Source organism: Shigella sp. SIG6 (assembly GCF_053555815.1).
On record NZ_JBQZXC010000061.1, the window covers coordinates 1 to 20,705 of the forward strand.

17 protein-coding genes, 4 pseudogenes and 1 riboswitch are annotated in these 20,705 nt (G+C 48.6%); of the genes and pseudogenes, 14 read left to right on the plus strand and 7 right to left on the minus strand.

The annotated features are described in order from the left end of the window. Positions 1–44: 44 nt before the first annotated feature. Positions 45–236: pseudogene (locus tag ACUU1M_RS11690) on the minus strand (WGR domain-containing protein); the annotation flags it as partial. 140 nt (positions 237–376) lie between these two features. Further along, positions 377–2,410, minus strand: a complete 2,034-nt coding sequence (metG, locus tag ACUU1M_RS11695) for a methionine--tRNA ligase (RefSeq protein ID WP_005049047.1) — start codon at positions 2,408–2,410, stop codon at positions 377–379. Between the two features lie 131 nt (positions 2,411–2,541). Here metG and apbC point away from each other — a divergent pair, with 131 nt between their 5' ends. The 6 genes and pseudogenes from apbC (at position 2,542) to ACUU1M_RS11725 (ending at position 9,329) form a co-directional block, all read left to right on the plus strand. Further along, positions 2,542–3,651, plus strand: coding sequence for an iron-sulfur cluster carrier protein ApbC (gene apbC, locus ACUU1M_RS11700; protein ID WP_001005448.1), 1,110 nt, complete (start codon positions 2,542–2,544; stop codon positions 3,649–3,651). A 261-nt stretch (positions 3,652–3,912) separates the two neighbouring features. Beyond that, positions 3,913–4,194 carry a YehE family protein gene (locus ACUU1M_RS11705; protein ID WP_011110605.1) on the plus strand — a complete coding sequence of 94 codons (282 nt, stop codon included), beginning with the start codon at positions 3,913–3,915 and terminating at the stop codon, positions 4,192–4,194. 292 nt (positions 4,195–4,486) lie between these two features. Then, positions 4,487–5,029, plus strand: coding sequence for a fimbrial protein (locus ACUU1M_RS11710; protein WP_152028953.1), 543 nt, complete (start codon positions 4,487–4,489; stop codon positions 5,027–5,029). A gap of 80 nt (positions 5,030–5,109) precedes the next feature. After that, on the plus strand, positions 5,110–5,784 hold the full coding sequence (locus ACUU1M_RS11715; protein ID WP_000677382.1) for a fimbria/pilus periplasmic chaperone: 675 nt from the start codon (positions 5,110–5,112) through the stop codon (positions 5,782–5,784). A 15-nt stretch (positions 5,785–5,799) separates the two neighbouring features. Beyond that, positions 5,800–8,280: pseudogene (locus tag ACUU1M_RS11720) on the plus strand (fimbrial biogenesis outer membrane usher protein). Positions 8,281–8,295: 15 nt separating this feature from the next. Then, positions 8,296–9,329, plus strand: a pseudogene (locus tag ACUU1M_RS11725) (putative fimbrial-like adhesin protein). Positions 9,330–9,410: 81 nt separating this feature from the next. On the opposite strand, the gene rcnB reads toward ACUU1M_RS11725, so the two are convergent. After that, the gene (gene rcnB, locus ACUU1M_RS11730; protein WP_000153074.1) at positions 9,411–9,749 is read right to left on the minus strand and encodes a Ni(II)/Co(II) efflux transporter accessory subunit RcnB; all 339 of its coding nucleotides are present in this window, start codon (positions 9,747–9,749) and stop codon (positions 9,411–9,413) included. Between the two features lie 218 nt (positions 9,750–9,967). Next, complete coding sequence (gene rcnA / locus ACUU1M_RS11735) at positions 9,968–10,816, minus strand: nickel/cobalt efflux protein RcnA (RefSeq protein ID WP_000134599.1); 849 nt, start codon at positions 10,814–10,816, stop codon at positions 9,968–9,970. 120 nt (positions 10,817–10,936) lie between these two features. Here rcnA and rcnR point away from each other — a divergent pair, with 120 nt between their 5' ends. The 5 genes from rcnR (at position 10,937) to ACUU1M_RS11760 (ending at position 14,698) form a co-directional block, all read left to right on the plus strand. Beyond that, positions 10,937–11,209: a Ni(II)/Co(II)-binding transcriptional repressor RcnR gene (gene rcnR, locus ACUU1M_RS11740; RefSeq protein WP_000019944.1), complete on the plus strand. Its 273-nt coding sequence runs from the start codon at positions 10,937–10,939 to the stop codon at positions 11,207–11,209. 91 nt (positions 11,210–11,300) lie between these two features. Then, positions 11,301–11,397: riboswitch (TPP riboswitch) on the plus strand. Positions 11,398–11,431: 34 nt separating this feature from the next. Beyond that, entirely contained in the window at positions 11,432–12,220 is a 789-nt protein-coding gene (gene thiM / locus ACUU1M_RS11745) for a hydroxyethylthiazole kinase (protein WP_001195611.1), read from the plus strand. Next, positions 12,217–13,017: a bifunctional hydroxymethylpyrimidine kinase/phosphomethylpyrimidine kinase gene (gene thiD, locus ACUU1M_RS11750; protein ID WP_000822274.1), complete on the plus strand. Its 801-nt coding sequence runs from the start codon at positions 12,217–12,219 to the stop codon at positions 13,015–13,017. Before thiM ends, thiD begins: the two co-directional genes overlap by 4 nt. Before the next feature lie 64 nt (positions 13,018–13,081). Beyond that, the gene (locus tag ACUU1M_RS11755; RefSeq protein WP_005069468.1) at positions 13,082–13,900 is read left to right on the plus strand and encodes a glycoside hydrolase family 25 protein; all 819 of its coding nucleotides are present in this window, start codon (positions 13,082–13,084) and stop codon (positions 13,898–13,900) included. 51 nt (positions 13,901–13,951) lie between these two features. Continuing rightward, positions 13,952–14,698: a GntR family transcriptional regulator gene (locus ACUU1M_RS11760; RefSeq protein WP_000434038.1), complete on the plus strand. Its 747-nt coding sequence runs from the start codon at positions 13,952–13,954 to the stop codon at positions 14,696–14,698. Here ACUU1M_RS11760 and ACUU1M_RS11765 read toward each other — a convergent pair. The 3 genes and pseudogenes from ACUU1M_RS11765 to ACUU1M_RS11775 form a co-directional block, all read right to left on the minus strand. Next, positions 14,672–15,637, minus strand: a complete 966-nt coding sequence (locus ACUU1M_RS11765; protein ID WP_000011984.1) for a carbohydrate kinase family protein — start codon at positions 15,635–15,637, stop codon at positions 14,672–14,674. The two genes, ACUU1M_RS11760 and ACUU1M_RS11765, sit on opposite strands and share 27 nt — an antisense overlap. Beyond that, positions 15,634–16,637, minus strand: a pseudogene (locus ACUU1M_RS11770) (ADP-ribosylglycohydrolase family protein). Before ACUU1M_RS11770 ends, ACUU1M_RS11765 begins: the two are co-directional and overlap by 4 nt. Further along, positions 16,634–17,911 carry a nucleoside permease gene (locus ACUU1M_RS11775; RefSeq protein WP_000858468.1) on the minus strand — a complete coding sequence of 426 codons (1,278 nt, stop codon included), beginning with the start codon at positions 17,909–17,911 and terminating at the stop codon, positions 16,634–16,636. The pseudogene ACUU1M_RS11770 and the gene ACUU1M_RS11775 overlap by 4 nt, the downstream one beginning before the upstream one ends. A 256-nt stretch (positions 17,912–18,167) precedes the next feature. Between ACUU1M_RS11775 and fbaB the strand changes: the two genes are divergently transcribed. The 3 genes from fbaB to ACUU1M_RS11790 all read left to right on the plus strand — a co-directional run. Next, on the plus strand, positions 18,168–19,220 hold the full coding sequence (fbaB, locus tag ACUU1M_RS11780) for a class I fructose-bisphosphate aldolase (RefSeq protein ID WP_000129574.1): 1,053 nt from the start codon (positions 18,168–18,170) through the stop codon (positions 19,218–19,220). A 307-nt stretch (positions 19,221–19,527) separates the two neighbouring features. Then, a complete protein-coding gene (gatY, locus tag ACUU1M_RS11785; protein WP_005069458.1) occupies positions 19,528–20,382 on the plus strand; it encodes a tagatose-bisphosphate aldolase subunit GatY in 855 nt (284 codons plus the stop codon). Between the two features lie 28 nt (positions 20,383–20,410). Continuing rightward, positions 20,411–20,705, plus strand: a 295-nt coding sequence (locus ACUU1M_RS11790) for a class II D-tagatose-bisphosphate aldolase non-catalytic subunit (RefSeq protein ID WP_202601591.1), incomplete at its 3' end; no start/stop codon positions are given.

Consider the following 20,705-nt stretch of genomic DNA (forward strand, 5'->3'; position numbering starts at 1 on the left):
CATTCTATTTCAGGAAGGAGTGTCCGTTAAACTCAGGCTACCTCATACCCCTTCTTCACCTTCTCCGCAATCAGCTTCAGTTCCGCTTTTTCCGCCGCCGCAGCATCTGAAAAACTTTTTATCTGACTTTGCCCTTTGGTGCCAACTTTTCCCCAACTGATATGCAACTCGTTTCCCTGTTGCTCCACCGTCCAGAATTTATGTGATTTTTCGTCCTGATAGATAAAGTGTCTCATTCTGCAACCCTGTAATTTTATCCAGTTGAATGCAGATGCTACCAGTATTTATACGGGTTAGAGAGAGACAAAATCGCAAGAAAACAACTTTAGGAATTTATAAAGAAAAGGCGCTGTCGATGCAGCGCCTTGAAGGGGGATTATTTCACCTGATGACCCGGTTTAGCACCGGCATCCGGGCTTAGCAGGAAAATATCTTTCCCGCCAGGACCGGCAGCCATCACCATGCCTTCAGAGATACCGAAGCGCATTTTACGTGGTGCCAGGTTAGCCACCATAATGGTGTGACGACCAATCAGTGCCTGCGGATCCGGGTAAGCAGAACGAATACCGGAGAAGACATTGCGTTTTTCACCGCCGAGATCCAGCGTCAGGCGCAGCAGTTTGTCAGAACCTTCAACAAACTCTGCGTTTTCGATCAGCGCCACGCGCAGGTCAACTTTGGCGAAGTCGTCAAAGGTGATGGTTTCCTGAATCGGATCATCTGCCAGTGGGCCAGTAACTGGCGCGGTAGTGGCTTTCACTTCTTCTTTAGAGGCTTCCACCAGAGCTTCAACCTGTTTCATATCGATGCGGTTATACAGCGCCTTGAACGGATTCACTTTGTGGCCCAGCAGCGGTTGCTGGATACCATCCCAGGTCAGTTCCGTATTGAGGAAGGCTTCTGCACGCTCGGTCAGTTTCGGCAGTACCGGCTTCAGGTAAGTCATCAGCACGCGGAACAGGTTGATGCCCATTGAGCAAATCGCCTGCAGGTCAGCATCGCGACCTTCCTGTTTTGCGACTACCCACGGAGCCTGCTCGTCGACATAGCGGTTAGCCAGGTCAGCCAGTGCCATGATTTCGCGCACTGCTTTACCAAATTCACGGCTTTCCCACGCTTCACCAATCACTTCAGCGGCATCGGTAAAGGTTTTGTACAGCTCAGGGTCAGCCAGCTCGCTTGCCAGCACACCGTCAAAACGCTTGTTGATAAAGCCCGCATTACGGGAGGCCAGGTTAACCACTTTGTTCACGATATCGGCATTCACACGCTGAACGAAATCTTCCAGGTTGAGATCGATATCATCAATGCGCGAAGAGAGTTTCGCAGTGTAGTAGTAACGCAGGCTGTCAGCGTCAAAATGATTCAGCCAGGTGCTGGCTTTAATAAAGGTGCCGCGAGACTTGGACATCTTCGCGCCGTTCACCGTCACATAGCCATGAACAAACAGGTTGGTCGGCTTGCGGAAGTTGCTGCCTTCCAGCATGGCAGGCCAGAACAGGCTGTGGAAGTAAACGATATCTTTACCGATGAAGTGGTACAGCTCGGCGGTGGAGTCTTTCTTCCAGTATTCATCGAAGCTTACGCTGTCGCCGCGCTTGTCGCACAGATTCTTGAAAGAACCCATGTAGCCAATCGGTGCGTCCAGCCAGACGTAGAAATATTTGCCCGGCGCGTTCGGAATTTCAAAACCAAAGTATGGCGCGTCGCGGGAGATATCCCACTGTTGCAGGCCGGATTCAAACCACTCCTGCATTTTGTTTGCCACCTGCTCCTGCAACGCACCGCTGCGGGTCCATGCCTGCAGCATTTCGCTGAAAGAGGGCAGATCAAAGAAGAAGTGTTCAGAATCACGCATCACTGGTGTAGCACCAGAAACCACCGATTTCGGCTCGATCAATTCAGTCGGGCTGTAGGTCGCGCCGCAGACTTCGCAGTTATCGCCGTATTGATCCGGGGATTTACATTTCGGGCAGGTGCCTTTCACAAAACGGTCCGGCAGGAACATGCCTTTTTCCGGATCGTACAGCTGAGAGATGGTGCGGTTTTTAATAAAACCGTTTTCTTTCAGGCGAGAGTAGATAAGTTCTGACAACTGGCGGTTCTCTTCGCTGTGCGTCGAGTGATAGTTGTCATAGCTGATGTTAAAGCCTGCGAAATCAGTCTGATGCTCCTGACTCATTTCGCCAATCATCTGCTCCGGGGTGATACCGAGCTGCTGAGCTTTCAGCATGATCGGTGTACCGTGGGCATCGTCGGCGCAGATGAAGTTGACCTCGTGGCCGCGCATTCGCTGGTAACGGACCCAGACATCAGCCTGGATGTGCTCCAGCATATGGCCGAGGTGGATTGAGCCGTTAGCGTACGGCAGTGCGCACGTCACCAGAATTTTCTTCGCGACTTGAGTCATAGTAGGCATTACTTCTTAATAGTGAAAAGGGGTTAGATAGTACCAAATGGGAAAATGTTAAGTAAGTACTTCTCTATATTCTTCAGGTAAACTATCAGCTGATGGTTTATCTATACAAAAAAGGAGTCGGGATGAACGAACAATCCCAGGCCAAATCACCAGAAGCCTTGCGCGCAATGGTCGCCGGGACACTGGCCAATTTTCAGCACCCAACCCTGAAGCATAACCTCACCACGCTGAAAGCGTTGCACCATGTCGCCTGGATGGACGACACGTTGCATGTGGAACTGGTTATGCCGTTTGTCTGGCATAGCGCGTTCGAAGAGTTAAAAGAGCAATGTAGCGCCGAACTGCTGCGCATCACCGGGGCGAAAGCTATCGACTGGAAACTGTCGCATAACATAGCCACTCTGAAACGCGTGAAGAATCAGCCGGGAATTAACGGTGTGAAGAACATTATCGCGGTGAGTTCCGGTAAAGGCGGCGTGGGTAAATCGTCCACGGCGGTAAACCTGGCGCTGGCACTGGCGGCGGAAGGGGCGAAAGTCGGCATTCTGGACGCCGATATCTACGGCCCATCAATTCCCACCATGCTGGGCGCAGAAAATCAGCGTCCAACTTCGCCGGACGGTACCCACATGGCACCGATTATGTCTCATGGCCTGGCAACCAATTCAATTGGTTATCTGGTCACTGACGACAATGCGATGGTGTGGCGTGGACCGATGGCGAGCAAGGCGTTAATGCAGATGTTGCAGGAAACCTTGTGGCCGGATCTCGACTATCTGGTGCTTGATATGCCGCCAGGCACCGGTGACATTCAATTGACGCTGGCGCAAAACATTCCAGTAACTGGTGCAGTCGTGGTCACCACCCCGCAGGACATCGCGTTGATCGATGCGAAAAAAGGCATTGTGATGTTCGAGAAAGTCGAGGTTCCGGTGCTCGGTATTGTCGAGAACATGAGTGTGCATATTTGCAGTAACTGTGGTCACCATGAACCGATTTTCGGTACCGGTGGTGCAGAGAAACTGGCTGAAAAATACCATACACAGCTGCTGGGGCAGATGCCGTTACACATCTCCTTACGTGAGGATCTCGATAAAGGCACGCCAACGGTTATCAGCCGTCCGGAGAGCGAATTTACCGCTATCTACCGCCAGCTGGCTGACCGCGTTGCAGCTCAGCTCTACTGGCAGGGTGAAGTCATTCCAGGCGAGATTTCCTTCCGCGCGGTCTAACGCCTATTAACCATTCTGGTTATTCTTCATACACCGCAGAGATGTTATATTGATGCGGTGTATTTGTTTTTGCCGCATTAATGAACACTTATTTAATACTGCGAATATTCTGCGGACCTTCGTCCGAAACTCTACAAAGTCGAGTGATCGTACAGGCAATGCTTCATTATCATCCTTCGTGCTGTGTAGTGGATGTACAGCTATAGTTTGTTATGCACTCATTCTATCCAGGCATAACCTTTACTACAGGGATAACGTTCAATGAATAAGTATTGGCTGTCAGGAATTATTTTTCTTGCCTATGGATTGGCTTCTCCCGCAGTCTCTTCAGAGACTGCCACATTAACGATTAATGGCAGGATCAGTCCCCCAACATGCAGTATGGCTATGGTTAATAGTCAACCACAACAGCATTGTGGTCAGTTAACGTATAATGTTGACACCCGTCATCAGGTTTCTTCGCCCGTCAAAGGTGTTACGACAGAAGTGGTTGTTGCAGGTAGCGATAGCAAACGTCGAATCGTGTTAAATCGCTACGATTAATTTGGCAACCTGATTTTAATTGCATTTAGAAAGACGAAATCATTTATATAAATGATTTCGTCTTTTTTATTGATATCAACAATACCATTTACATAAATCTATATTAATTAATAGATGTGATAAATGTTCAATATTCTTAAGTATTTGTTGTATTTATATTGCATTGGTTAATTTGTTTTAAATCAATAAAACAATATGTTTACATTGCGGCAGCTTTTTTGATGTGAGAAATTTGTTTCCAAGAGATACAGACTCTTAACAACCAAAAATAAATTTTATTAAGGAACATATTATGAAACGTTCAATTATTGCTGCCGCTGTCTTTTCTTCTTTTTTTATGAGCGCTGGAGTATTTGCTGCAGACGTTGATACCGGAACATTAACCATTAAAGGAAATATTGCAGAATCTCCGTGTAAATTCGAAGCGGGTGGTGATTCAGTAAGTATTAATATGCCGACTGTACCAACCACTGTCTTTGAAGGTAAAGCTAAATATTCTACCTATGATGATGCAGTCGGTGTAACCAGCAGCATGTTAAAAATTAGCTGCCCGAAAGAAGTTGCTGGTGTAAAACTCTCGTTGATCACAAACGACAAAATAACCGGTAACGATAAGGCGATAGCCAGTAGCAACGATACCGTGGGTTACTATCTCTATTTAGGTGATAACAGCGATGTCCTAGATGTTTCTGCACCTTTTAACATTGAGGGTTATAAAACAGCGGAAGGTCAATATGCTATTCCGTTTAAAGCAAAATACCTGAAACTGACAGATAACTCAGTGCAATCAGGTGATGTGTTATCTTCTCTGGTTATGCGTGTGGCGCAGGATTAATAAATAAAATTGCAAGTTTCTCCAGGTAATAAACATGGCCGCTATCCCCATGGCGGCTTTTTAATTTAAGAGGCATTAAGATGAAAGGATTATTATCTTTACTCATTTTTTCTATGGTCCTTCCTGCACATGCCGGAATTGTTATCTACGGGAAGCGCATTATTTACCCGGCAGAAAATAAAGAAGTTATGGTGCAGTTGATGAACCAGGGAAATCGTTCTTCGCTGCTGCAGGCGTGGATTGATGATGGCGATACGTCGTTACCACCAGAAAAAATTCAGGTTCCTTTCATGTTAACGCCACCAGTGGCAAAAATAGGGGCAAATTCCGGGCAGCAAGTAAAAATCAAAATTATGCCGAATAAACAGCCCACTAATAAAGAAAGCATTTTTTATCTGAATGTTCTGGATATTCCACCAAATAGTCCAGAGCAAGAAGGCAAGAATGCACTGAAGTTTGCGATGCAAAACAGAATTAAGTTGTTTTACCGGCCAGCGGGTATTGCTCCGGTAAATAAAGCGACCTTTAAAAAGTTACTGGTAAATCGCAGTGGCAATGGATTGGTGATAAAAAATGACTCAGCTAATTGGGTGACGATTTCGGATGTCAAAGCTAATAATGTTAAAGTCAATTATGAAACTATTATGATTGCCCCCTTAGAAAGTCAGAGTGTTAATATCAAAAGTAATAATGCAAATAACTGGTATCTGACCATTATCAATGACCACGGCAACTATATTAGTGACAAAATTTAATTGCAGGAGCTGCCTATGTTGAGAATGACCCCACTTGCATCAGCAATCGTAGCGTTATTGCTCGGCATTGAAGCTTATGCAGCTGAAGAAACCTTTGATACCCATTTTATGATAGGTGGAATGAAAGACCAGCAGGTTGCAAATATTCGTCTTGATGATAATCAACCCTTACCGGGGCAGTATGACATCGATATTTATGTCAATAAGCAATGGCGCGGGAAATATGAGATTATTGTTAAAGACAACCCGCAAGAAACATGTTTATCAAGAGAAGTTATCAAGCGGTTAGGCATTAATAGCGATAACTTCGCCAGCGGTAAGCAATGTTTAACATTTGAGCAACTTGTTCAGGGTGGGAGCTATAGCTGGGATATCGGGGCTTTTCGTCTCGATTTCAGTGTCCCGCAGGCTTGGGTGGAAGAACTGGAAAGTGGCTATGTTCCACCGGAAAACTGGGAGCGGGGTATTAATGCGTTTTATACCTCTTATTATGTGAGTCAGTATTACAGCGACTATAAAGCGTCGGGTAACAACAAGAGTACATATGTACGTTTTAACAGCGGGTTAAATTTACTGGAGTGGCAACTGCATTCTGATGCCAGTTTCAGTAAAACAAATAACAATCCAGGGGTGTGGAAAAGCAATACCCTGTATCTGGAACGTGGATTTGCCCAATTTCTCGGCACGCTTCGCGTGGGTGATATGTACACATCAAGCGATATTTTTGATTCTGTTCGCTTCAGCGGTGTGCGGTTGTTTCGTGATATGCAGATGTTGCCTAACTCGAAACAAAATTTTACGCCACGGGTGCAGGGGATTGCTCAGAGTAACGCGCTGGTAACTATTGAACAGAATGGTTTTGTGGTTTATCAGAAAGAGGTTCCTCCTGGCCCGTTTGCGATTACAGATTTGCAGTTGGCCGGTGGTGGAGCAGATCTTGATGTTAGCGTGAAAGAGGCGGACGGCTCGGTAACCACCTATCTGGTGCCTTATGCAGCGGTGCCAAATATGCTGCAACCCGGCGTGTCGAAATATGATTTTGCGGCGGGCCGTAGCCATATTGAAGGGGCGAGCAAGCAAAGTGATTTTGTCCAGGCAGGTTATCAGTATGGTTTTAATAACTTATTGACGCTGTATGGCGGCACGATGGTTGCTAATAATTACTATGCGTTTACCCTCGGAACGGGTTGGAACACGCGCATTGGCGCAATTTCCGTCGATGCCACGAAGTCGCATAGTAAACAAGACAACGGCGATGTGTTTGACGGGCAAAGTTATCAAATTGCCTACAACAAATTTGTGAGCCAAACGTCGACGCGTTTTGGTCTGGCGGCCTGGCGTTATTCGTCGCGTGATTACCGGACATTTAACGATCACGTTTGGGCAAACAATAAAGATAATTATCGCCGTGATGAAAACGATATCTATGACATTGCCGATTATTACCAGAACGATTTTGGCCGTAAAAATAGCTTTTCTGCCAATATGAGCCAGTCATTGCCAGAAGGCTGGGGTTCTGTGTCCTTAAATACGTTATGGCGAGATTACTGGGGGCGTAGCGGCAGCAGTAAGGATTATCAGTTGAGTTATTCCAATAACTGGCGGCGGATAAGCTATACCCTCGCGGCAAGCCAGGCGTATGGCGAGAATCATCATGAAGAGAAACGTTTTAATATTTTTATATCAATTCCCTGTGATTGGGGTGATGACGTTACGACGCCTCGTCGGCAAATATATATGTCTAACTCAACGACGTTTGATGATCAGGGTTTTGCCTCAAATAATACGGGATTATCAGGAACAGTAGGGAGTCGGGATCAGTTCAATTATGGTGTCAACCTGAGTCATCAACATCAGGGAAATGAAACGACAGCTGGGGCGAATTTGACCTGGAACGCGCCGGTTGCGACAGTGAATGGCAGTTATAGTCAGTCGAGTACTTATCGACAGACTGGAGCCAGTGTTTCAGGGGGCATTGTCGCCTGGTCGGGTGGCGTTAATCTGGCGAACCGTCTTTCCTAAACGTTTGCTGTGATGAATGCGCCAGGAATTAAAGATGCTTATGTCAATGGGCAAAAATATCGCACAACAAACCGTAATGGAGTGGTGGTATACGACGGAATGACACCTTATCGGGAAAATCACCTGATGCTGGATGTGTCGCAAAGCGATAGCGAAGCAGAATTACGTGGCAACCGGAAAATTGCCGCCCCTTATCGCGGCGCGGTTGTACTGGTTAATTTTGATACCGATCAGCGCAAGCGCTGGTTTATAAAAGCGTTAAGAGCGGATGGTCAACCATTAACGTTTGGTTATGAAGTCAATGATATCCATGGTCATAATATTGGCGTTGTCGGCCAGGGAAGCCAGTTATTTATTCGCACCAATGAAATACCGCCATCGGTTAATGTAGCAATTGATAAGCAACAAGGACTTTCATGCACAATCACCTTCGGTAAAGAGATTGATGAAAGTAGAAATTATATTTGCCAGTAATAGTCAGGTGGTTCTATGGAAATTCGCATAATGCTATTTATATTAATGATGATGGTTATGCCTGTGAGCTATGCGGCATGTTATAGTGAGTTATCTGTTCAGCACAATTTGGTTGTTCAGGGGAATTTTGCACTTACTCAAACACAAATAGCGACATATGAGCATAATTTTAATGATTCGTCATGCGTGAGTACAAATACTATCACCCCTATGAGCCCATCGGATATTATTGTTGGACTTTATAACGATACCATTAAATTAAATTTACATTTTGAATGGACCAATAAAAATAACATCACGTTGTCAAATAATCAGAGCAGTTTCACCAGTGGTTATTCGGTAACGGTGACACCTGCGGCCAGTAATGCAAAAGTGAATATTTCTGCGGGGGGCGGTGGTTCAGTGGTGATTAATGGTGTTGCGACATTATCCAGTGCTTCATCATCGACACGCGGGAGTGCCGCAGTACAATTTCTACTGTGTTTATTAGGTGGCAAGTCATGGGATGCATGTGTAAATAGTTACAGAAATGCATTGGCACAAAATGCAGGTGTCTATTCCTTCAATCTGACATTGTCATACAACCCGATAACCACAACCTGCAAACAGGACGATTTATTAATTACTTTAGACAGTATTCCCGTTTCACAATTACCAGCCACAGGTAACAAAGCAACAATAAATAGTAAAAAAAGGGATATTATTCTGCGTTGTAAAAATTTATTAGGTCAACAAAATCAAACATCACGGAAAATGCAGGTGTATTTATCAAGTTCTGACTTGTTAACCAACAGCAACACAATACTGAAAGGTGCGGAAGATAATGCGTAGGATTTATTCTTGAAAGTAATGGTTCGCCAGTCACACTTTTAAATATCACTAACAGCAGTAAAGGATACACAAATTTAAAAGAAATTGCGGCAAAGTCAAAACTTACAGATACAACGGTTTCAATTCCGATAACAGCCAGTTACTACGTCTACGATACAAACAAAGTTAAATCTGGCACACTGGAGGCAACCGCATTAATCAACGTGAAATACGACTAATAACAAGCAAGACGAGCAAGTGGCTAATAATAAAAAATAACAAGGTGTCTGCATTTCCCCCTCATGATGAGGGGGCTTTTTTTAGCGATGATAAAAAATCTCACCGTCGTAGGCTTTAATGATTTTACCGTCGGTGTCGCTGATCAACACGTACGCGCCACCCATATAGGTCCAGTGCGTCCCGGCATCAGGCGCGGGCAGGTTACGTAACTGCCACTGCTTAATGTTGTACTCATCGGTGCGGTACATCTCTGGGACGGTATCACCTGGTTTGAAATGCTTAAAGTCAGCAATGAAACTACTTAACTCATACTTAGAAATTCCCGAGGTATTGGTCGAACCCGCGGTGGCTGGTGCGGCCCAGGCGGCACTGGTAACCAGCAAAAGCACACCCAGCAACATCTTATTTTTAATGGTCATAAACTCTCCACTTTGGGGATCTGTAATATCAGTCGCATATCTTTCCTGCCATACAATATAACTGACAAGCGATATTTTGTTAGTGATCCCATGATTTCGTAAAAAGTGTAAATGAAAGGATGCCCTAAAAGCATCCTTAGCGAGCAGAGAGTCAGCGGAAATAGCTGATTTAAGAATCATCCTGGGCTGAAGATAACATGCAAGCCTAAAGGATTGAGTTATCGCATTATGCCCATGAAGCCATGTACGCCCATATACACACCGACTAAGCCAATCAACAGACTGGAAAAATAGGGGGCGCGTTTAGCGAGAGTGTTAAATCCGCTCCAGCGTTTTGCGACCTGCTGAACGCTGATTGCTGCGCCAACGCCTACGGTGACAAGCGTTAACGCCAGGCCAATGCTGAAACTGACGACCAGTGTTGCGCCCAGTGTCAGGGCTTTCAACTGAATGCATATCAACAGCACGGTAATTGCTGCCGGGCAGGGGATAAGGCCACCGGTTAAGCCAAATAACAAAATTTGCCAGTTGATGACCTCTCTACCATCAAAGCGTCGTTTAATGTCATTGGCATGGGCTCGTGCATGGGCATCCTGATACTCGCCATGTTCGTGATGGTGATGATGTCCTTGGTCGTGGTGATGTTCGTGGTCTTGATGATGTTCGTGATCGTGATGATGGTGATGATGCTCATAATCATGCCCGTGCATATTCTCCAGCCAGTTGCGTTCGCCGCGCCAGGTACGCCAGAACATCCAGAACGCGGTGCCAATAATGATCACTGCGGAAATCAGCTGGAGCCACGGTTCTGCTGATTGAGCAGTAAAGCGCTTACTGATCACCATCCCGCCAAAGGCAATCAACCAGACCACCGCGGTATGCGAAATGGTTGCTGCCAGTCCGAGCATCACCGCCTGTTTAATGGTGCCTTTGATGGCGATGATAAACGCCGCCATCATCGTTTTTGAGTGCCCTGGTTCCAGGCCATGAAGCGCACCAAGTAAGATGGCGCTGGGGATGAAGAACCAGGCGTTTCCTTGCTGAAGAAGAGTTGTAAATTCGGTCATGATAATAATTCTTAGTATTAATTCGGCAATCTGATTCTACTCCCCCCAGTACCTGATACTACCCCCCCAGTAGATTAATAGTGCTATGATTTTTCATATTCTTGTTAACCAGGTGTTGCCATGTCTCATACAATCCGTGATAAACAGAAACTGAAAGCGCGTGCCAGTAAGATTCAGGGCCAGGTCGTGGCGCTCAAGAAAATGCTCGACGAGCCGCACGAATGCGCTGCAGTTTTACAACAGATTGCTGCTATCCGTGGAGCGGTAAACGGTCTGATGCGGGAAGTGATTAAAGGTCATCTGACGGAACACATCGTTCACCAGGGGGATGAGCTAAAACGTGAAGAAGATCTGGATGTCGTTCTGAAGGTGCTGGATTCATATATCAAATAATTTATTAACGCGATTGTAAAACTGCCGTTTTTCCTCGTTTACAACGGGTGCGCTGGACATTACCATCCTCCTCTGCGATTTATCATCGCAACCAAACGACTCGGGGTGCCCTTCTGCGTGAAGGCTGAGAAATACCCGTATCACCTGATCTGGATAATGCCAGCGTAGGGAAGTCACGGACCACCAGGTCATTGCTTCTTCACGTTATGGCAGGAGCAAACTATGCAAGTCGACCTGCTGAGTTCAGCGCAATCTGCGCACGCGTTACACCTTTTTCACCAACATTCCCCTCTTGTGCACTGCATGACCAATGATGTGGTGCAAACCTTTACCGCCAATACCTTGCTGGCGCTCGGTGCATCGCCAGCGATGGTTATCGAAACCGAAGAGGCCAGTCAGTTTGCGGCTATCGCCAGTGCCTTGTTGATTAACGTTGGCACACTGACGCAGCCACGCGCACAGGCGATGCGTGCTGCCGTTGAGCAAGCAAAAAGCTCTCAAACACGCTGGACGCTTGATCCAGTAGCGGTTGGTGCGCTCGATTATCGCCGCCATTTTTGTCATGAACTTTTATCTTTTAAACCGGCAGCGATACGTGGTAATGCTTCGGAAATCATGGCATTAGCTGGCATTGCTAATGGCGGACGGGGAGTGGATACCACTGACGCCGCAGCTAACGCGATACCCGCTGCACAAACACTGGCACGGGAAACTGGCGCAATCGTCGTGGTCACTGGCGAGGTGGATTATGTTACCGATGGACATCGTATCATTGGTATTCACGGTGGCGATCCGTTAATGACCAAAGTGGTAGGAACTGGCTGTGCATTATCGGCGGTTGTCGCTGCCTGCTGTGCGTTACCAGGCGATACGCTGGAAAATGTCGCATCTGCCTGTCACTGGATGAAACAAGCCGGAGAACGCGCAGTCGCCAGAAGCGAGGGGCCAGGCAGTTTTGTTCCACATTTCCTTGATGCGCTCTGGCAATTGACGCAGGAGGTGCAGGCATGAAACGAATTAACGCTCTGACGATTGCCGGTACTGATCCGAGTGGTGGTGCGGGGATTCAGGCCGATCTTAAAACCTTCTCGGCACTTGGCGCTTATGGTTGCTCAGTTATTACTGCACTGGTGGCGCAAAATACCCGTGGCGTACAGTCGGTGTATCGCATTGAGCCTGATTTTGTCGCCGCCCAGCTCGATTCGGTGTTCAGCGATGTGCGAATCGATACCACTAAAATCGGTATGTTGGCGGAAACCGATATTGTTGAAGCGGTGGCAGAACGGTTGCAACGTTATCAGATCCAAAACGTGGTACTCGACACCGTTATGCTGGCAAAAAGCGGCGACCCGCTGCTTTCACCTTCGGCGGTTGCTACGCTGCGCAGTCGATTATTGCCACAGGTTTCATTAATAACGCCAAACTTGCCCGAAGCTGCCGCCTTGCTCGACGCGCCACACGCGCGCACCGAACAGGAAATGCTGGAACAAGGGCGATCGCTGTTGGCGATGGGCTGTGGCGCAGTGCTAATGAAAGGTGGTCATCTGGATGATGAGCAAAGCCCGGACTGGCTGTTTACCCGCGAGGGTGAACAACGGTTTACCGCACCGCGCATTATGACCAAAAACACCCACGGCACTGGTTGTACACTCTCTGCGGCGTTGGCTGCACTACGCCCGCGCCATACAAACTGGGCTGACACCGTACAGGAGGCAAAAAGCTGGCTTTCATCGGCGTTAGCCCAGGCCGACACGCTGGAAGTTGGTCACGGTATTGGTCCGGTTCACCACTTCCACGCCTGGTGGTGAGCACCGTACTATAGCTGCTTTGGTTATTGTCAGCCTTTGGCACTGACATTCAGGGATGAAACCAATGCAGCTAAGAATTACCAGTCGAAAAAAACTCACCGCTCTATTATGCGCTCTTGGGCTAATTTCCATCGTTGCAATTTATCCGCGTCAGACGGTGAATTTTTTCTATTCGACAGCAGTTCAGATTACAGACTACATCCACTTCTACGGTTATCGCCCGGTTAAATCTTTCGCTATTCGCATTCCTGCCAGTTACACCATTCACGGATTAGATGTTTCGCGCTGGCAGGAGCGTATCGACTGGCAGCGGGTGGCAAAAATGCGCGACAACGATATCCGCTTACAGTTTGCTTTTATTAAGGCTACGGAAGGCGAAAAGCTGGTGGACCCCTATTTTTCGCGTAACTGGCAATTAAGCCGCGAAAATGGCCTGCTGCGCGGGGCGTATCATTATTTCTCCCCGTCGGTATCCGCTTCAGTTCAGGCGCGATTATTTCTGCAAACGGTGGATTTCTCACAAGGCGATTTCCCTGCCGTGCTGGACGTAGAAGAACGGGGAAAATTATCGGCAAAAGAATTACGCAAGCGGGTAAGTCAGTGGCTAAAAATGGTCGAAAAACGCACGGGAAAAAAGCCGATTATTTACTCAGGAGCCGTTTTTTATCACACCAATCTGGCGGGCTATTTCAATGAATATCCGTGGTGGGTGGCTCACTATTATCAACGTCGTCCGGACAATGACGGCATGGCCTGGCGCTTCTGGCAGCATTCCGACCGTGGACAGGTAGATGGCATCAATGGTCCGGTGGATTTTAATGTGTTTAATGGCACGGTGGATGAGTTGCAGGCATTCGTTGATGGGATTAAAGAAACGCCTTAAATAAGAAGCAGTGATATACTCCCACCAGACTCCCTGGCAGGAAAAAGACAAATGGAACAAGCGCATACCCAGCTGATTGCCCAACTGAACGAGCGTATTTTAGCGGCGGATAACACGCCGCTTTATATTAAGTTTGCCGAAACGGTAAAAAATGCCGTGCGCAGCGGGGTGCTGGAGCATGGCAATATTTTGCCCGGTGAGCGTGATTTAAGTCAGTTAACCGGCGTTTCGCGCATTACGGTGCGCAAGGCGATGCAGGCGCTGGAAGAAGAGGGCGTGGTGACGCGTTCGCGCGGTTACGGCACGCAGATCAACAACATCTTCGAATACTCGTTGAAAGAAGCGAGAGGTTTTTCTCAGCAGGTGGTATTGCGCGGGAAAAAGCCCGATACGCTATGGGTTAATAAGCGTGTCGTGAAATGTCCCGAAGAAGTTGCGCAGCAGCTGGCGGTCGAAGCGGGAAGTGATGTCTTTTTGCTTAAGCGTATTCGCTATGTCGATGAAGAAGCGGTATCGATTGAGGAATCGTGGGTTCCGGCGCATTTAATTCATGATGTTGATGCCATCGGAATTTCTCTTTATGACTATTTCCGCAGCCAGCACATTTACCCACAACGTACGCGTTCCCGCGTTAGCGCCCGGATGCCGGATGCCGAGTTTCAGTCACATATTCAGTTAGATAGCAAAATACCGGTGCTGGTGATCAAGCAAGTGGCGCTTGACCAACAGCAACGGCCTATTGAGTACAGCATTAGCCACTGTCGCAGCGATCTATACGTTTTTGTGTGCGAGGAGTAGTTCCTCGCGCGTTGGCGCACAATCACCGCCCCGATGCCCGACAACCCACGACGCCACTGCATTGCCCAGTAATACGGCATCCGCCAGTGGCAGACCAGAGGCCAGCCCGGCAAGTACGCCACCTGCATGACTGTCGCCCGCCCCAATGGTGTCTACAACTTGCGTTGGAAATGCCGGAATGCAGCCAGAAGCGTCGTTGCTGAAATACCATGCGCCTTCTTTATCGAGACGAACGATCAACAGCGCGGCAAATTTCTCCTGCCATTGCTTGCCAAGTGTTGTTATCTCTGCGGATAAAGCAAAACGTTCGGCGGCAATCTCAGCCTCTTGACGATTGAGTGACACTAAAGGTCGACAGGCCATGATCCGCGCCAGTAATGCGTCCGGGATATCGCCAATACGTGGGCCAAAATCGATAAACGGCGTCACGTCTTGCAGCTTTTCCAGCCATTCCACTAACAATTCGCCGCAGGGCGAGGCCAGTTGATAACCGGAAAAATAGAGCAGGTTGCCAGGCGCAACGGTTAATCGTGCCAACCATTGGCGATTCCATTGATTTTCCACACCGCTGAATGACATAAAAGTGCGTTCGCCATCCGGCTCAACCAGTGCCAGACACCAGCTGTTATCGCTTTCGGCGTTATCGATCAGGCTGATTAACCCCTCTTTCGCCATCCGGTTGCGAATAATCTCCGCCCACACGCCCTGACCGAGCGGCAAGGCATTACCCGCTTCGATGCCGAGGCGCTTTAACGCCACGGCAATATTCAGTGCGCAGCCGCCAACGTTAACGCTCTGCTGTTTCAGTTCGATATCGCACCCACGCCAGGGGAGGGCATAAGCGTCGGCGATCACGTCAATGACCGCCGCGCCGACGACCATCACCGGCTGACGCGTGGTTAATTCAGGCAGCAGTGTGTGTAATCGAGCGCCGCTCATACCGCCTCCCGTTGTTGACGATATTTCGCCAGCGCTGTGGCATAGCGGTTGAAATCAAGCTGATTTACCGCATCCAGCTCCGCCTTTAACGCAGGATCGACAGCGTTAATGCCATGCAACGCGCCGCAAATCGCCGTCGCCATAGCACCTATGGTGTCTGTGTCGCCGCCAAGATTGGCGCACAGGACGGCGCAGCGGTTTGGGTCGGTTTGTGCCAGTTCAACTAGCGCAATGGCGCACGGAACGGACTCAATAGTGCTGGTGCCTGCGCCAACGACCTGGTAAAGCTGTTCGCTGGCGGATTCGGTGCCGTCGGCATTACGCACAATTTTCAGCGCAATCTCCAGACGTGCCGCCAGTGAGGCGCTGAACGTGGTGGTGTGTTTTTGCTGTGCATGTCGCGCAATTGAAGACAATGAATCAACAATCGCTGACCAGCGTTCTCCGTCAATGGCACGAGAAATCGCCCATGCGATGACTACCGCGCCTGCAACCGCCAGATCGGATTTATGGGTCGGGCTGGACGCCAGCGCCACATCATCAATAAAGGAATCAACATCACGCGCTGGAAGCAAACAACCTAATGGCGAGACGCGCATCGCTGCGCCGTTGGTTACGCCGTTGTTTTCCAGTTCAGCAACGGGTTTACCGTCGCGAATGGCGTTAAGCGCAATCTTCGAGGTCGGACCTAGTACGTTTTTGTTAAAGGCGTCGAAACGCAACGCCCAGTCGAGAATATTACGCCCAATCAGATTCGGATCGATCTTGCCTTCACATTCCAGTAACGCATCCGCCAGACACAGGCCATCGAGGTATCGTCGGTGAATTCGGCGCGGTTAAAATAACAGGCCGCGTTATTCTCCTTTGGTCCAGGCAGAAAACGGTCAATCCAGCCAAAGTGTGCTTTAACGCGGCTGCGTGGCCAAAGCTCGGAGGGCATCCCCATCGCATCCCCTAACGCCTGTCCATAAAGAGCACCGAGAATACGTTCTGTTTTCATTTAACTTCCCCTTGTGTCAACGCAATATCTCGATCATCGACCTTGATAGCCGTAATTTCGTTGTCGGATTCGCGGAAAAAAATCATGAACAGCACGGCGATAATGGCAATCATCACCGCGCCGAAAGTCCACATCCCGGACCAGTTGAAAGTCAGTCCGTTTACCGGTTCCTGATAAGCGAACATCTTTTCCATCATCACACCGCCAAGACGATAGCCGAGCAAACTGCCGAAGCCCTGGCAGCAGAGCGTGATCAGCCCCTGCGCAGCGGTACGCATATGCACGGGGGCTTTTTTATCGACATAGATGTAAGCGGTAACGTAGTAAAAATCGTAACTTACGCCGTGAAGCAAAATACCGAGGAACAGTAACGCGTAGGTGAAATATTCATCCGCACTACCGTAAATAAAGAAGCCATAGCAGATCGCAGCGGTGACCAGACCAAGCAATAATACCTTTTTGATACCAAAGCGTTTAGTGAAAAACGGCAATGCCAGCATAAAGAAGATTTCAGAGAACTGGCCGAGCGTCATCCAGCCGGTGGCGTTTTTCATGCCAACTTCGGTCAGATAACCGTTGGCAAAGATGTAATAGAACGCCAGTGGCATCGCAAACAGGAATGAACAGAAGAAAAAGACGAGGAAGTTTTTATCGCGCAGCAGGATCAGCGCATCCAGGCCGAGCATGACTTTAATGTCCATTTTGCCGGTGCTTTTTGGCGGCGTGTCGGGCAGGAAAAACGCAAACACACCGAGCAGAGCAGAACTTCCGGCGGTAATCAGCAGCGGGATGTTAGTCGGTGAGATATCGGCATACCCCAGCATTTGCGGCAAGAAACCACATGCCAGACCGGAGGCAATCCAGCCGATAGTGCCCATCACACGAATGCGTGGGAAATCACGCTCCACATCCGGCACGTTGGCAAAAGCGATGCTGTTAGTCAGCGCAATGGTCGGCATATAGGTTAGCGAGTAGGCCAGCAGTAACGGAAAGAACCCGGCAAAAGTGGTCTGTTGCGCAGCGAAATACATCAGCACAGCACCAGCGAACATCAATACCGCCAGCACTTTCTGCGCCGAGAAAAAGCGGTCAGTGATGGAGCCAACCAGAATTGGCGACAGGATCGCCGCAATGGCTGTGCAGGCATACGACCAGCCAATTTCTCCGGCACTAAAACCGTTTTTACTTAACCACAACCACAATGGCACAAACCACGCGCCCCAGATAAACCATTCAACAAACATCATGAACGACAGCTTTGCTGTTGTTTTCATCTTTTAATTCCTTCATGACAGGTAATGTAAGGTACGCGATGACAATACCACACAATAATACCTTTTGAGTACCTTTGCGGTAAAAACTTGACCGCGCTAACATTTTTTCTGATGAATCGAGCCAACAGAAAACGCTGAAAAAACATCCAAAAGATGGAAAAACTCGCCCGTAACGACCAGGATTATGATTGCCCGCAAAAGGCGGGCCAGGACAATCCATAGCCGATATCCAATCGGAATTTACGGGAGCATAGTAATGACAGATATTGCGCAGTTGCTTGGCAAAGACGCCGACAACCTTTTACAGCACCGTTGTATGACTATTCCTTCTGACCAGCTTTATCTCCCCGGACATGACTACGTAGACCGCGTGATGATTGACAATAATCGCCCGCCAGCGGTGTTACGTAATATGCAGACGTTGTACAACACCGGGCGTCTGGCTGGCACAGGATATCTTTCTATTCTGCCGGTTGACCAGGGCGTTGAGCACTCTGCCGGAGCTTCATTTGCTGCTAACCCGCTCTACTTTGACCCGAAAAACATTGTTGAACTGGCGATCGAAGCGGGCTGTAACTGTGTGGCATCAACTTACGGCGTGTTGGTGTCGGTATCGCGGCGCTATGCGCATCGCATTCCATTTCTCGTCAAACTTAATCACAACGAGACGCTAAGTTACCCGAATACCTACGATCAAACGCTGTATGCCAGCGTGGAGCAGGCCTTCAACATGGGCGCGGTGGCGGTTGGTGCGACTATCTATTTTGGCTCGGAAGAGTCACGTCGCCAGATTGAAGAAATTTCTGCGGCCTTTGAACGCGCGCACGAGCTGGGCATGGTGACAGTGCTGTGGGCCTATTTGCGAAACTCCGCCTTTAAGAAAGATGGCGTTGATTACCATGTTTCCGCCGACCTGACTGGTCAGGCGAACCATCTGGCGGCAACCATAGGTGCAGATATCGTCAAACAAAAAATGGCGGAAAATAACGGTGGCTATAAAGCGATTAATTACGGTTATACCGACGATCGCGTGTACAGCAAGTTAACCAGCGAAAACCCGATTGATCTGGTGCGTTATCAGTTAGCTAACTGCTATATGGGCCGGGCTGGGTTGATAAACTCCGGCGGTGCTGCAGGCGGTGAAACTGACCTCAGCGATGCAGTGCGTACTGCGGTTATCAACAAACGCGCAGGCGGAATGGGGCTGATTCTTGGACGTAAGGCGTTCAAGAAATCGATGGCTGACGGCGTGAAACTGATTAATGCCGTGCAGGACGTTTATCTCGATAGCAAAATTACTATTGCCTGATACGCCTCATACGAACAGCACCACCCCGTAGGACGGATAAGGCGTTTACACTGCATCCGGCAACCTATGCCTGATGCGACGCGGAAGCGTCTTATCATGCCTACATAGCACTGCCACGTATGTTTACACCGCATCCGGCATAAAAACACGCGCACTTTGCTACGGCTTCCCTATCGGGAGGCCGTTTTTTTGCCTTTCACTCCTCGAACAATTTTCATATTGTCGTTTTTGTGATTGTTATCTCGACATTTAAAAGCAAATAATTTCATTATATTTTGAAATCGAAAGCAAACGACAAGATATGAAAATGTACGTGGTATCGACAAAGCAGATGCTGAACAACGCACAGCGCGGCGGTTATGCGGTTCCGGCATTCAATATTCACAATCTCGAAACGATGCAAGTGGTGGTGGAAACCGCTGCCAACCTGCATGCGCCGGTCATCATCGCCGGAACGCCTGGCACATTTACTCATGCTGGTACAGAAAATCTGTTGGCGCTGGTCAGCGCGATGGCGAAGCAATATCACCATCCACTGGCAATTCATCTCGACCATCACACGAAATTTGACGATATCGCTCAGAAGGTTCGTTCTGGCGTGCGCTCAGTCATGATTGACGCCTCGCATTTGCCTTTTGCGCAAAATATTTCACGGGTCAAAGAGGTGGTGGATTTTTGCCATCGCTTTGATGTCAGCGTCGAGGCGGAGCTGGGGCAACTTGGCGGCCAGGAAGATGATGTGCAAGTCAATGAAGCCGATGCGTTGTACACCAACCCCGCACAGGCGCGTGAATTTGCCGAGGCAACCGGGATTGATTCCCTGGCGGTCGCCATCGGCACGGCTCACGGTATGTATGCCAGCGCACCGGTGCTTGATTTTTCTCGACTGGAGAACATTCGCCAGTGGGTGAACTTACCGCTGGTGCTGCATGGCGCGTCAGGATTATCGACTAAGGATATTCAGCAAACCATCAAACTGGGGATATGCAAAATCAACGTTGCAACGGAGCTGAAAAATGCCTTCTCGCAGTCGTTAAAAAATTACCTGACCGAGCACCCCGAAGCGACCGATCCCCGGGATTATTTGCAGTCGGCTAAATCCGCAATGCGCGATGTGGTGAGCAAAGTGATTGCCGATTGTGGCTGCGAGGGCAGGGCATAACGCACCTGCCATTTAACAAGGAAAAAACATGAAAACGTTAATTGCCCGGCATAAAGCTGGTGAACATATCGGCATATGTTCAGTCTGTTCTGCCCATCCGTTGGTTATCGAAGCGGCGCTAGCATTTGATCGCAACAGCACGCGCAAAGTGCTGATTGAAGCAACGTCAAACCAGGTCAATCAATTTGGCGGTTATACCGGAATGACACCGGCAGACTTTCGCGAATTTGTTTTTACGATTGCCGATAAAGTTGGGTTTGCACGCGAACGCATTATTCTCGGCGGCGATCATCTGGGGCCAAACTGCTGGCAGCAAGAAAATG